The following is an 11,971-nucleotide window of genomic DNA, read 5'->3' as shown; positions in this document are numbered from 1 at the left end:
CGGATGTCGGAGCGGTGAACGCCTTCTACCGTCGCCGCGCTGCCGCACAGGTCACGATTGCAGGGAAAACGGTGGCGATCGCAGCCATCTGGCCGGCGCCCAACTCTGCGGACCAGCCGCAGTGCGCGATTGGGTTCACCGCCGGCGATACGGTCGGGCAATTGCGCCTGCCGCTTTCAGTTGTCGAGCGAGGTCTCGCCGGGATCGACGGAACGATCGATATGAAACGGCTGGCGCCCGCGCATGCCGCACTGCTGCTGGAGACTGCATTCGAAGACGATCTCGAATGGATCGAGGGCAAGCTGGACGAGAGGATCGAGATCACCTCGGTCGCGCTGGGAAATGCCGTCTCAGGCGAGACTCCTTTCGCTTTTGTCCTGACCGGCGTGGATGCGACGATAGACTGCGTCTTGACCGCGAATGACGTCGGTCTTGCCGTACGGATCGGCCGCCTTCTCGACGATCTGGACAAGACCAGACCGCCGATCCCGGCTGAATTTCCGCTGCCGGTCTGCCTACGGCGCGGACCGCTTGCGATCACCCTTGGCGAGCTTCAAAGCCTGCAGGTCGACGATGTGGTGCTTTTCGGCGATGCGGAGGAGGGGCGCGTGGCGGCGCTCGTCATTGCCGAGCGCCTTTATGCGCCGGTGGCCCTGACAGCCGATGGCCCGCAATTGCTCGCCGCGCCGACCGCCATCGCTGGATCGAATTGGGAGTGGACCATGAACCAGAACACGCAGCCGCCAGCCGGGCAGACCTTGGAAGAATCGACTTTGGACGAGCTGCCGGTCGCGCTTGCCTTCGAGGTCGGCCGCACCGCGATGCCGCTTGGAGAGGTGAGGCAGCTTGCGCCTGGCGCCATTGTTGCGCTCGCCGATGTAGCCGAGGCGACGGTCGACATCCTCGCCAACGGCAGGCGTGTCGGTCGCGGCGAGATCGTGCGGATCGGAGAAAGCCTGGGCGTGCGGATCGTCCGTATGTTCGACAATGTTTGATAACTCGCCCAACCTGCTTGGAATTCTGATCGCCGTCGGTGTGGTCGGGTTGCTGCCGCTCGCGGTCGTCACGATGACAGGCTTCCTGAAGATTTCGGTGGTGCTGTTTCTCATCCGCAATGCGCTCGGCGTTCAGCAGATGCCGCCAAATCTGGTGCTCTATGGCATTGCGCTCGTGCTGACGGTCTATGTCACCACGCCATTGCTGAGCGAAATGTCGGGCCGGCTTCAGGAAGGGCAGGTCCAGTTCCAGACGACGGATGACCTTGCCAGGGCGGCGCAACTGGTCAGGGAACCCTTGCAGCGCCACCTCATGAAATTCACCCAGCCGCAGGAGCGGCAGTTCTTTCTCGACGGGACGAACCGCCTGTGGCCGGAACAGGCCCGGCAAAATCTCAAGGACGACGATCTGTCGATCCTTGTCCCTGCCTTCGTCGCATCCGAACTTACCCGGGCCTTCGAAATCGGCTTCCTGCTTTATTTGCCATTCCTCATCATCGATATCGTTGTTGCGAACGTCCTCATGACGCTCGGCATGATCATGGTTTCGCCGGTCCTTATTTCGATCCCGCTGAAACTGTTCCTCTTCGTCGCCATAGACGGCTGGTCGCGGCTGATGCATGGCCTCATCCTGAGCTATGGCTGACGCCGCTGGGGGTTTTGCATGAGCAATGACTTCATCCTGGCGAAGGTCCAAGGCGCGCTTCTGACGGTGTTGCTGGCATCGAGCCCGGCGATCATCGCGGCGCTGGCCGTCGGCATCCTCGTCGGTCTTGCCCAGGCGCTGACTCAGATCCAAGACCAGTCGCTGCCGCAGACCATCAAGCTCGTGGTGATCCTGTTGGTCATCATGGTGTTCGGTCCGCTGCTTGGCCAGCAGATCGCGCAGCAGGCCTCGACGGCGTTGGACGAGTTCCCCGTCGTCACGCGTTGAGGCACGCGGATGCCGGTTGAGCCGCTCTTCACCTCGGTCAAGGAGCTCCAGTTCTATCTCCTGGCAGGCGCTTTCGCGCTCGCCCGAATGACCGGGTTCATGCTCCTGATGCCGCTCTTTTCGCGCGTGCCGCTGTCAGGCCTCCTGCGCAGCGGCGTGGCGCTGGCGCTGGCGGTTCCAATCTTACCGATGATCGTCCACAAGCTGACGAGCACCGATCTCCAGACGACGATGGTCGTGCTCTACATGCTCAAGGAGGTCGTGGTCGGGGTAACGCTCGGCCTGGCGATGGGAATACCGTTCTGGGCGGCGGAGGCCGCGGGCGATATCCTGGATTTGCAGCGCGGTTCCACGATGGGGACGCTGATCGATCCGATGATGACCCATGAGACCGGTGCCACCGGCACCTTCCTCGCCGTCATCATGGTCACGATCTACCTCGCGGCCGGTGGCCTGCAACTTTCCCTGACCAGCCTCTACGACAGCTACGGCCTTTGGCCGATCGACCGACTTCTGCCCCTGTTCAGCCAGGACGCGGCCGGGATCTTCCTCGGCCTGCTGAACCGCATTCTGGTGATGGCGCTGACCCTCGTGTTCCCGCTCGTCATCAGCATGCTCTTGTCCGATATTGTGCTGGCCTTCCTGGCGCGGGCGTCGCCGCACCTCAATGTTTTTGCGCTTTCGCTGGTCGTCAAGACACTGGTCTTCAGCCTGGTCTTTGTCCTCTACGCGGCTTTTCTCCTCTCGTACATGAACCGCGACCTCGGCTTCCTGCGCGAGGCAGGCCGTCAGATACAAGCGATCGGCTGCCTAAGCTGTCAGTGAGAGTCAGTATGTTTATGCAAAAATGCTAATAGTAGAGCATTCGCTGGCTAACCAATAAATACAATTTATCGAAGAGGAAAGATTCTGACGATTTGACAACCGGCTGGCCCGCCGATGATCTTACGCTCTTTCGACGTGTCTGTGAAACGTGCATACTCTCGGACGCCATGCCTCGCCTGACCACTTCATTGTTCTATGACAATTTGCGACTGGTCGATGCAGATAAGCTGCGCAGGCTGGTTAGGATGGGCGCCTATGAAGGGTATACGGGAGGGCTTGCGAGCGGCAAGCTTCAAGCCAATGTCGTGATTGTGCCCAGCCGCTTTGCTGGCGATTTCCATCAGTTTTGCGTGCGCAATCCTAAAGCCTGTCCATTGGTGGGGGTAAGCCGTGCCGGCAGCCCGCTGATCCCGACTTTGGGCAACATCGACATCCGTACCGATGCCCCCAGTACAACATCTATCGTCATGGTGAGCTCACCGGTCGCAGGACGGATATCATCGACCTGTGGCGGGATGACTTTGCGGCATTTGCGCTCGGCAGCTTGCTTACCGTCGAAGCGGCAATGGTCGAAAAAGGCGTAGCGCTCCGCAGCGTTGCCAGCGGCAAGGCGTTGCCCAAGTTTCGAACCGGAATCGAGACTTGTCGCGCCGGTCCCTTTGGTGGCGAAATGGTCGTTTCGATGCGCCCGATAAGATGTTGCGATGTCGACAAGGTACGCGCCCTCACGGCACGCTTCCCGGACGCCCACGGCTCTCCAATCCATGTCGGAGACCCCGCGATCATCGGAATAGAAGATTTGATGGCGCCCGATTGGGGCGAAGCGGTAGAAATCATGGAAGGCGAGGTCCCCGTCTTCTGGGCCAGCAGCCTGACCGCTCAGGATGCGCTTGCCCGTGCCGAACTCGCGATCTCGATCTCGGTATCGCCAGGGCATATGTTGATCACTGACGTGAATGCTCGAGCGGACGCGGGAGCTTTCAAGGTCTGCTAGCTCCGGCATCCAGCCTTAGAGCAATTCCAGGAAAAGTGTGTACCGGTTTTCCGTCCGGAATTGCGTAAAAACAAATACTTAGAGCGGTTCGGCGATTCTATGAATCGCTGAAACGCTCTAGGCGGACATATCCTGGAGGCTGCCATCATTTGGGAGTAGGGGGCACACGGCGGCGGCAATTTTCGCCGCCGTTTTGAAACGTCCCCTCTCGATATCTGACGCGCTTCATGACCCTCCCGCGCTTTCGCCCAGGATGAAGAGAAGCTCGTCCAACTGCTCGAACTGCTCGGGCATCCCACCTTCCATCCCGGCGATGGCTTCGTCGAGAGCTTCCTTCGAGGGATAGAGTTCGTGCAGGACCAGCAACGTTTTGTCGCCTTTTTCCTCGAAGGTCACCGTGGTCACGGCGCCGTCCTCACTTTCCTCATTTGTCCAGACGAGGCGCGAGTTCGGTATCACCTCGAGGTACTTACCCACGAATGCCATAGGTTCAGAAGCATCGTGGCCAAACTCGACCCGGTACCTGCCTCCGACCCGAACATCCATTTCGCAGGAAAGCATGGGCACGCCTGTCGACTTCGGTGCCCACCACCGTATGAACAGCTCGGGCTTGGTCCACGCCGCGAACACGACGCGCGCCGGGCCGTTGAAGGTCCGCGTGATGATCAGCTCACGCTCGGACTTCCGTACGACCGTCGTGCGATTGTTCATGCGGGTGGGCTCACGATCTCTTCTTTCGTCCATCGACCTTCTCCTTCCGTTTCAATTCCTCGACAACCTTGTCCAATTCGTCGAACCGCGCGTCCCAGAGCCGGCGGTACCCCTCGATCCACGCCGCCTCTTCCTCCAATCCGCGTAAGCCGAGCTTGCATGTTCGCACGCGCCCGACCTTCTCCGTGGTGACGAACCCCGCCTGCTCCAGGACCCCGACGTGCTTCTTCATGCCCGTGAGGGTCATGTGGAACTTCTCGGCAAGCTCCGTGATCGAAGCGTCTGCACGCCCGAGCTGCTCCAGAACGCCGCGTCGGGTGGCGTCTGAGAGCGCGGCGAACGAGGCGTCGAGGCGGGCCGTTAAATACTGAACCATGTGGTTCAGTATTTAACGCACGGATTGGCGGCATGCAAGGGGGAAGCCGCAATCAGCCGGCCGCAGTCTGTAAGGGAAGGTCCTGCGCCGATGAACATCGGGCGCGCGGCAATCTCGGCACCTTGAACCAGCCGACTGCAGGCGCGTGATCGGCTAGACCTCGTCGAACCGGCTGCCTTCCTTGGAGGGGTCCTTCGACAAAACCTCCTCCTCCTCGTCGTCGGGCAAGGCCTCGTCGCTGTTCTGGCTGGGATTGTCGTCGTCCTCTTCGGAGGGCGTTCCTTCCGTCTCCCTGGCGTCGGGAATGCCTTCTTCCACGACCACGCTGTCGGGAAGCACCCTGTCGCCCTCAAAGGACTCCCAGTCCTGCTGCTCGATGGCCGGGGCCTCGGCCTCGTCTTGCTGTTTGGATCGCTGCTTGTTGCGGGGGTCCATATCGCTCTCCAATTTTGTGAACCTTTTACCGGCGTCCGGTTCGCTCCATTGAAGAACCGCTGGGGTGACCGGTTGTTCCGCGGTTGCCGGCGCGGCACGCGGCTCAACGCTCGATCTGCTCGAATGTGCATTGACGCGGGGCCTTGTCGGGTCGCCAGCGCACCAATTTTGTTCCATGACGGAAGCGGCCACCGGTGACGTGGTCGAAACGAACCTCTACGACCAATTCCGGCTGTATCGGCTCCCATTCTCCGCTGCGCTCGGTGCTCCAGCGGCTCGGGCCGCCCGGCGCTTTGCCGGTGAAGCCGAGCCCGCCGCGCAAGTTCTCGAGCTTCTTGGTGAGCCCCGCCCGCTCCTGATTGCCGATGGTCGAGGTGAAGCCGACATGGTCGAGTTGGCCCTGGCCGTTATAAAGCCCGAGCAGTAACGACCCGACCTGAGGCTTGCCGTTCAAGTAGCGGAATCCACCGACCACGCAATCGGCTGTGCGCAGCCGCTTGACCTTGATCATCGCGCGCTCGCCCGGCCGGTAGGATCCGCCCAGCGCCTTGGCGACAACCCCGTCGGTCGAGCCCTGACCTGCGCCTTGCAGCCACTGCCTGGCTGTGGCGAGGCTGGTGGTGGATGGCGAGAGCCGCAAGGAAGCCGTATTGGCTTTCGCCACGAAATTCTCGACTGCCGCCCGCCGCTCTTGCAGGGCGTTTTCGAGCAAAAGCTTGCCGCCTGGCGCGACGAGCATGTCGAACAGGATCAATTGCGCCGGCATCTTCACGCTCAGTTTTTGGATGCGGCTCTCGGCTGGGTGCAGCCGCATCTGCAGCGCGTCGAAGGAGGCGCGGCCCTCGATCTCGATTACGATCTCGCCGTCGACGACGAAATCCTTTGCATCGATACCGCGCAGCATGGCTCTAAGCTCGGGGAAGTAACGGCCGAGCGGCTTGCCGGACTTCGCCCTGAGGTCGACGGGATCATGGCCCTTGAAGGCGAGACAACGAAAGCCATCCCATTTCGGCTCGTATGCCCAGGCACCGCGATCCTCGGGCAGCGCCTCGGCGGCGCGCGCTTCCATCGGCTGCGTGTCCAGGGGAAGGGGAAACTCGTTGTTCGACGCAGTTTGGGCGGAAATCCGGGAAGTCTCCATCTCGCTTGAACGTTCGACCAAAGCTGTGGTTTCCGGCCAACAGGAACGAGTCGCACGGCGGGGCGTTGCTTCACCACAAAACAGGAACGAAACTTCGGCCATCCAGTCCGGCCGCTTTGCTCCATCACATCAACATGAACTACCGTCAGGAATCCTGATGTCGGTTTCCGGCTTGAGTTATGGTCCTCTCGGCGATCGTTGCACGCATGTCTGTGTCGACATGCAGAGATTGTTCGCTGAACCTTCGGAATGGGCAACGCCCTGGATTACCCGTGTCCTTCCCAGGATCGTGAGCCTCGTCGAGAGGAAAGCCGAGCGGACGATTTTCACACGCTTCTTGCCGGCCGAAAGGCCTGGGAGGGGCGTTGGTACCTGGAGGCGCTACTATGAGCGCTGGGCCTCGATGACCATCGAGAATGTCGGCCCGGAGATGATCGAATTGCTGCCGCCGCTGTCGTCGTTCTGCCCGCCGGCGCGGGCGATCGACAAACACGTCTATTCACCTTGGCCGGAGGGCAAGCTGCAGGCCATGCTTGCCGCACGCCGGATCGATACGCTGGTGATCACCGGCGGCGAGACCGACGTCTGCGTGCTTGCAACCGTCCTCGGAGCGATCGATATCGGCTATCGCGTCGTGCTGGTCACCGATGCGCTTTGCAGCTCCTCGGATGCCACGCATGACGCGCTGATGACCGTCTATCATCAGCGCTTCGCGCAACAGGTCGAGACGGTCGAGATGGAGACGGTTCTCTCGGCCTGGAACTGATCGTTATACGACGATCCCTCACGGGCATCGACGCCGCCGGCATCAGGCCTCGAGGTCGATCAAGGCGATGCCGAGCCTAGGGCGCTTTCTGCGGCGCAGATGAGCAGGTGACTCCAGCACGGTGACTTCCAAGTGGCACGCCGCGCGGCTGGCGAGGTAGAGGAAACGGGGCGGCAAGTTCGGATCAGAGACGCGGCCCCGCCACCATCCGCGCGACCCGCGCCATGTCCGCGCTCATCTCGCGGTCGTCGTCGAGGGGGGCCACGAGCGCGCGCACGGCGGCATAACTGCGTTGCGGGCCTTCGCCCATGCTGTCGACCACGCCGCGCAACTCGACGCCAGTCGCCGCGAAGATCAACTCCATGGCGACGAGGTAGCGCAGGCGCTCGATGATGCCGGCGGTCTTGGCCACTACCCGCGGCGCCATCGACGACTGGTCCTCGATGCCGTCCGAGACGGCCAGCGGGCTGAGCGACATCGGGTTGGCGAGATGCCGGATCTCGGCCTCGAGCGCCGCGACCGGCTTCTGCAACTCGGCGTAGCCCTGGCGGCTGCCGCCCCTGGCCGACAGGAAGCGCGGCAGTTCGGCCACCGTCGGCGACATCAGCTTCATCGAGCGGTTGGCGGTGGCGACCGCGCAATGCGCAAGCGCCTGGCCGAGCTGTTCCCAGGCCAGCGTGAAGGCCGTGAGGTCGAAATTGCCGTTCGAGACGACGCGTTCGGCCGCCGGCAGGATCACCGGATTGTCGCCCGAATGGCCAAGCTCGATCTCCGTCGCCAGCCTGGCCTGCTCGAACGCGTTGAGCAGGCCGCCCCACACCTGCGGCACGCAGCGGAAGCTCAGCGGGTCCTGGAGGCGCCGCGCGGCATTTTCATCCCACAGCCCGCTTCCGGCCAGCTCCGCCCGGAGCCGCGCGCCGATCTCGCATTGCCCGAATGCCGGCCGCGCCGCCAGCGCGTCCTCGTCGATGGCCTTGAGGGACGAGCGGAACGCCTCATGGTTGAGTGCCACGGCCGCCAGCGACCAGTCGATGAGGCAGGCGACATCCTCGAGGGCGAGGCACGCCGTTCCGGTCGAAAGGCTGTTCGCGACGATGATGGCGTGGCCGTCCTTCTCGCGCAGGTCGAGCGGCTCCAGCCCGGCAAGCTTCAGCGCCTCGGCGGCCGGCATGACCCTGCCCTGGAACTCGGCCTCGCCGTCGCCGCCGAGCGCCCTTGCCATGTGGCCGAGAGGGGCAAGGTCGGCCGCGCCGATCGAACCCCAGCTAGGGATCACCGGATGGACGCCGGCGTTGAGCGCGGCAAGCAGTCCCATGATGACCCGCTCGGAGGCGCCGGTGCCACCGGCGGCCATGCCACAGATGCGCGCCGTCAACAGCGCCCGCACCGCCTCGGTCGGCAGGGCCGGCCCGGCGCCCATCGAGTGGCTGAGCGGCACGCTGTGCTGGAAGGCGATCAGATCGGCCTCGGCAAGCGGCGTGTCGACACAGGCGCCGAGGCCGGTGGTGACGCCATAAAGCGGCTTGCCGAGCTGGGTGAGGCGCTCGATGAGCGCGCGGCCGGCGCGGATGCGGCGCATGGCCTCCTCGCCAAGCACGAGGCGGGCATTGCGCCGCGCGATCTCGGCGACATCCGTCGCGCCGAGCGGCCTGGCGTCGAGGACGATCACTCTGGCTGTCATGCCCTTTCATCTATCTCATGATCGGCGCCGCGCAAATGTGCCACGCCGCCCCTTGGACGCGGCGCAGCGTCATTGCGGCGCCCGTGCCTCTGGAGTATTTTAGAATCCGATTGGATGAGACGCATGCCCGCAGTCGTTATGCATGCGTTCTGCTCCGGTCTCGGCAGATTGTGAACTCTTTAACAGACCCATGCGCCGCAAGCTGCATTGCTGCGGCCGACAGGTCATAGCAGTTAAGGATTTGCCATGCTGCGATGCTGCGCCTTCCTTGCAGCCTTGGTCCTCGTGGGCTTCACGGCGTTCGAAGCTCATGCCGATCGAAGGGTTGCCTTTGTCATCGGCAATTCCGAATACCGCGCCATCCCGGCGCTCAAGAATCCGGACAAGGATGCCGAGGATGTGTCGAACACCTTCCGCATGGCCGGCTTCGATGTGTTCGTCGCCAGGGATCTCACCAAGCTGCAGTTCGAGGAGCAGTTCCGCAACTATCTCGCCGCGGCGGACGGCGCCGATCTCGCAGTCGTCTATTATTCCGGCCATGGCTTTCAGATCGGCGGCGAGAATTTCCTCATTCCGGTCGACGCCTCGCTGAAGGCCGCGGCCGACATCGAGGTCCAGGCGATCAAACTCGACGACGTGCTGGAGCAGATGCGCTCGAAGTCGAAGATCCAGGTGATCATCCTGGACGCCTGCCGCAACAATCCGTTTCCGCGCAAGGACTATTGGCTGCGCGACCAGCTGATCGCCGCCGGCGGCGCCGGCCTTGCGCAGGTGAAAAGCTCGCTGAACACGCTGATTGCCTTCGCCACCGAACCGGGAGCGGTCGCCTATGACGGGACGGGTGACTTGAGCCCGTTCTCGTCCGCGTTCTCCCGCCGCGCCTTGGCGCCGAACCAGGAGATCCGCACGGTGATGGCGGCAGTCCGCCGCGACGTTGTCAAGGCGACCGACGGCAAGCAGGTTCCCTGGGAAAACTCATCGCTGATCGACGAGGTGGTGTTGATGCGCCGCGCCAGCCGCCCTGCGCTGCCGCCGGTGCTGGAGAAAGTCGTGCCGTCGGGCGTCGGGCCCGTCGCTCTGGACCTGCCGGAGCCGGTTGACGTCGACGGCGGCGCGGTCACCGTCAGCATCGAGAGGCCGCCGGCGCTCGGACGCCTGATGCTGGACGGCAAGCCTGTCGCGACCGGCGAGCCGATCGCCGGCAAGGACCTGCCGCGCCTTCAAATGGACGTGCCGAAGGGTTCCGGCGCGCAGGAAGAGGTCGACATGCTGGCATATGCCACGCGCGACAACTGGGGCGGCGAATCCCAGGGCATCCTCGTGTTCAGGGTCAAGAACGGGAACGCCGCCGAAGGGCAGCAGCTCATGGCCTCGCTCGAGGCCGAGCAGAAGCAGCAGGTGCTGGAGCGCGGCATCCACATCGCCGGCGCGGCCGAGGCGATCGAAAAGAGCGACATCAGCGTACCGGTCGGTGTCGGCCCGGTGCCGCTGAAGCTCGATTTCCCGACCAAGGATCCCGCCGTCAGCCTGAAGCTGGCGAGCTACCCGGCGACGGGAACGCTGTCGCTGCCGGATCGGACCCTGTCTCCGGATTCCAGCCTGATGGCCGATGAAGTCGACCATTTGCGCTACGAACCCCAGATAGGTGAAGTCAAACCACTCATAGTCGGCGTCGAGATCCGCGCTGATAATACCTCGTCGAAGCAGGCGACGATGAAGCTGTCGCCCAGCGTCGATCCCTGCGACAGGGAGGCCGGCGAGCCCCTCGACCTGCAGGGCGTCGTCCCCGGCCTGTTGCCGAACGAGATCAGCAGCAACGCCGTGGACGTCTGCCGGGCGGCGGTGAAAGCCTATCCGGACGTCGCCCGCTTCCGCTACGAGCTCGGGCGTGCGCTGCTTGTTGTCGGCAAGGTCGAGGACGCGAAAAAGGCGATCCAGGAGGCTGCCGACAAGGGGCACGTCCGCGCGGTGTTCGAGCTCGGCTATATCGCCTCATCCGGGATAGGGACGGCTGTCGATCCTACGAAAGCGAACGGCTTCTATGTAAAAGCATCAGACAAAGGCGATCCCTACGGAATGACCGCCTGGGGTCGGGCCTTGTTCAACGGGCTGGGGGTCCAGCGCGATACCGCCAAGGGGCTGGACCTGCTGCTGAAAGCGGCTGCTATGGGTCACACCTATGCGATGAACGATCTCGCCGCGATCTTCACCGAGGGCCGCAGCGGCGTGCCCGCAGATCCTGCTCGCGCCGTGGCCTTTCTGAAGGCCGGCGTTGAGCGGCAGGATATGTATTCAATGAACATTCTCGGCCGTAGTTATCTCAGCGGTCGCGGCGTCGAAAAGGATCCGAAGCAGGCGCAGGCGCTTTTCCAGAAGGCCATGGATCTCGGCCAGCCTTATGCTCCTGCCAGCCTTGGGCGTATGTATCGGGACGGTCTCGGCGTGACGCCGGACCTCGATGAAGCGCAAAGGCTGTTCGAGATGGCAGCCACCCGCGGCGATTATTCCGGCGCCTATGATCGCGCGGCGCTTGAGATGCAGAAAGGCGGGAAAGCGGACCAGATCGTGGCCGCCCGCTATCTCGCATTTGCGGTCGGGCTCGATCTTCGAAACGAATTGCCGAGCGCCCAGTCCACGTTGGAGCAATTCCCCGCAAAGGCCAAGACAGCAGCACTGAAACAGCTGCGGTCCGAGCTTAAATCGAAAATCCAGACGGGTGGTTCACTCGACGACCAACTGGTCAAGACAGCCAGGGCCGTTTGGGAGCAAGCCAATCCGCGTCGAGACTTGTTCTGATCAACAGGGAGGCTATGGTGGGCAGGGCACTGAAACAGGCAGTCGTCGGAACAACTCTCTCCGCCGTTTTGGCGGCGCTCATGGGCTGTACGTCCTTAATGCCGCCCAAACCGGAGCCGGCGCCGGTGGCAGCGAAACCTCAGGCGAAAGTCGTCCGGACCACGACCGCGCCAAAAGTCGTCAAGCGCAAAAAGGTCACTGCCCAGAACCCGGTCCAACCTGTTCAGACTGCGCCCATCATTGCGCCCTTGGGTGGAAGTGGCGGTGGCGGTGGCGGGTGGTGATGAGGCCTGCTAACTGCAACTTTGCGATTGCAC

Annotated in this window: 13 protein-coding genes and 1 pseudogene; 8 read left to right on the top strand and 6 right to left on the bottom strand. The window is 62.9% G+C overall.

The window, feature by feature from the left end:
• Positions 1–14: 14 nt before the first annotated feature.
• The 6 genes from sctQ (at position 15) to EJ067_RS35145 (ending at position 3,748) form a co-directional block, all read left to right on the top strand.
• Positions 15–995 carry a type III secretion system cytoplasmic ring protein SctQ gene (sctQ, locus tag EJ067_RS07950; RefSeq protein WP_189510468.1) on the top strand — a complete coding sequence of 327 codons (981 nt, stop codon included), beginning with the start codon at positions 15–17 and terminating at the stop codon, positions 993–995.
• Entirely contained in the window at positions 988–1,641 is a 654-nt protein-coding gene (gene sctR, locus EJ067_RS07945) for a type III secretion system export apparatus subunit SctR (RefSeq protein WP_126085462.1), read from the top strand. The genes sctQ and sctR overlap by 8 nt, the downstream gene beginning before the upstream one ends.
• An 18-nt stretch (positions 1,642–1,659) precedes the next feature.
• A complete protein-coding gene (locus EJ067_RS07940) occupies positions 1,660–1,929 on the top strand; it encodes a flagellar biosynthetic protein FliQ (RefSeq protein WP_126085461.1) in 270 nt (89 codons plus the stop codon).
• Positions 1,930–2,016: 87 nt separating this feature from the next.
• Complete coding sequence (gene sctT, locus EJ067_RS07935; RefSeq protein WP_245468207.1) at positions 2,017–2,754, top strand: type III secretion system export apparatus subunit SctT; 738 nt, start codon at positions 2,017–2,019, stop codon at positions 2,752–2,754.
• Positions 2,755–2,921: 167 nt separating this feature from the next.
• Positions 2,922–3,338: a hypothetical protein gene (locus EJ067_RS35150; protein ID WP_245468206.1), complete on the top strand. Its 417-nt coding sequence runs from the start codon at positions 2,922–2,924 to the stop codon at positions 3,336–3,338.
• Positions 3,320–3,748, top strand: a complete 429-nt coding sequence (locus EJ067_RS35145; RefSeq protein WP_245468205.1) for a DUF1445 domain-containing protein — start codon at positions 3,320–3,322, stop codon at positions 3,746–3,748. The genes EJ067_RS35150 and EJ067_RS35145 overlap by 19 nt, the downstream gene beginning before the upstream one ends.
• A gap of 225 nt (positions 3,749–3,973) precedes the next feature.
• Here EJ067_RS35145 and EJ067_RS07925 read toward each other — a convergent pair whose 3' ends face one another.
• The 4 genes from EJ067_RS07925 to EJ067_RS07910 form a co-directional block, all read right to left on the bottom strand.
• On the bottom strand, positions 3,974–4,492 hold the full coding sequence (locus tag EJ067_RS07925) for an SRPBCC family protein (protein ID WP_126085459.1): 519 nt from the start codon (positions 4,490–4,492) through the stop codon (positions 3,974–3,976).
• Positions 4,470–4,835 (bottom strand): metalloregulator ArsR/SmtB family transcription factor, encoded by a 366-nt coding sequence (locus tag EJ067_RS07920; RefSeq protein WP_126085458.1) that lies wholly within the window; start codon positions 4,833–4,835, stop codon positions 4,470–4,472. The genes EJ067_RS07925 and EJ067_RS07920 overlap by 23 nt, the downstream gene beginning before the upstream one ends.
• 153 nt (positions 4,836–4,988) lie before the next feature.
• The gene (locus EJ067_RS07915; protein ID WP_126085457.1) at positions 4,989–5,270 is read right to left on the bottom strand and encodes a hypothetical protein; all 282 of its coding nucleotides are present in this window, start codon (positions 5,268–5,270) and stop codon (positions 4,989–4,991) included.
• A gap of 103 nt (positions 5,271–5,373) precedes the next feature.
• Positions 5,374–6,411 (bottom strand): ATP-dependent DNA ligase, encoded by a 1,038-nt coding sequence (locus EJ067_RS07910; protein ID WP_126089533.1) that lies wholly within the window; start codon positions 6,409–6,411, stop codon positions 5,374–5,376.
• 157 nt (positions 6,412–6,568) lie between these two features.
• On the opposite strand from EJ067_RS07910, the gene EJ067_RS07905 reads away from it, so the two are divergent.
• Entirely contained in the window at positions 6,569–7,177 is a 609-nt protein-coding gene (locus EJ067_RS07905; protein ID WP_126085456.1) for an isochorismatase family cysteine hydrolase, read from the top strand.
• Between the two features lie 42 nt (positions 7,178–7,219).
• Here the strand turns inward: EJ067_RS07905 and EJ067_RS35140 are convergent.
• Positions 7,220–7,309 (bottom strand): annotated as a pseudogene (locus tag EJ067_RS35140) (DNA-binding protein); the annotation flags it as partial.
• 52 nt (positions 7,310–7,361) lie between these two features.
• Positions 7,362–8,858 (bottom strand): histidine ammonia-lyase, encoded by a 1,497-nt coding sequence (hutH, locus tag EJ067_RS07895; RefSeq protein ID WP_126085455.1) that lies wholly within the window; start codon positions 8,856–8,858, stop codon positions 7,362–7,364.
• A gap of 246 nt (positions 8,859–9,104) precedes the next feature.
• Here hutH and EJ067_RS07890 point away from each other — a divergent pair, with 246 nt between their 5' ends.
• A complete protein-coding gene (locus EJ067_RS07890; RefSeq protein WP_126085454.1) occupies positions 9,105–11,654 on the top strand; it encodes a caspase family protein in 2,550 nt (849 codons plus the stop codon).
• The last annotated feature ends 317 nt before the right edge of the window (positions 11,655–11,971 follow it).

The organism is Mesorhizobium sp. M1D.F.Ca.ET.043.01.1.1 (assembly GCF_003952385.1).
Taxonomy (GTDB): domain Bacteria; phylum Pseudomonadota; class Alphaproteobacteria; order Rhizobiales; family Rhizobiaceae; genus Mesorhizobium.
This window is presented reverse-complemented; position numbering and strand designations above follow the sequence as displayed.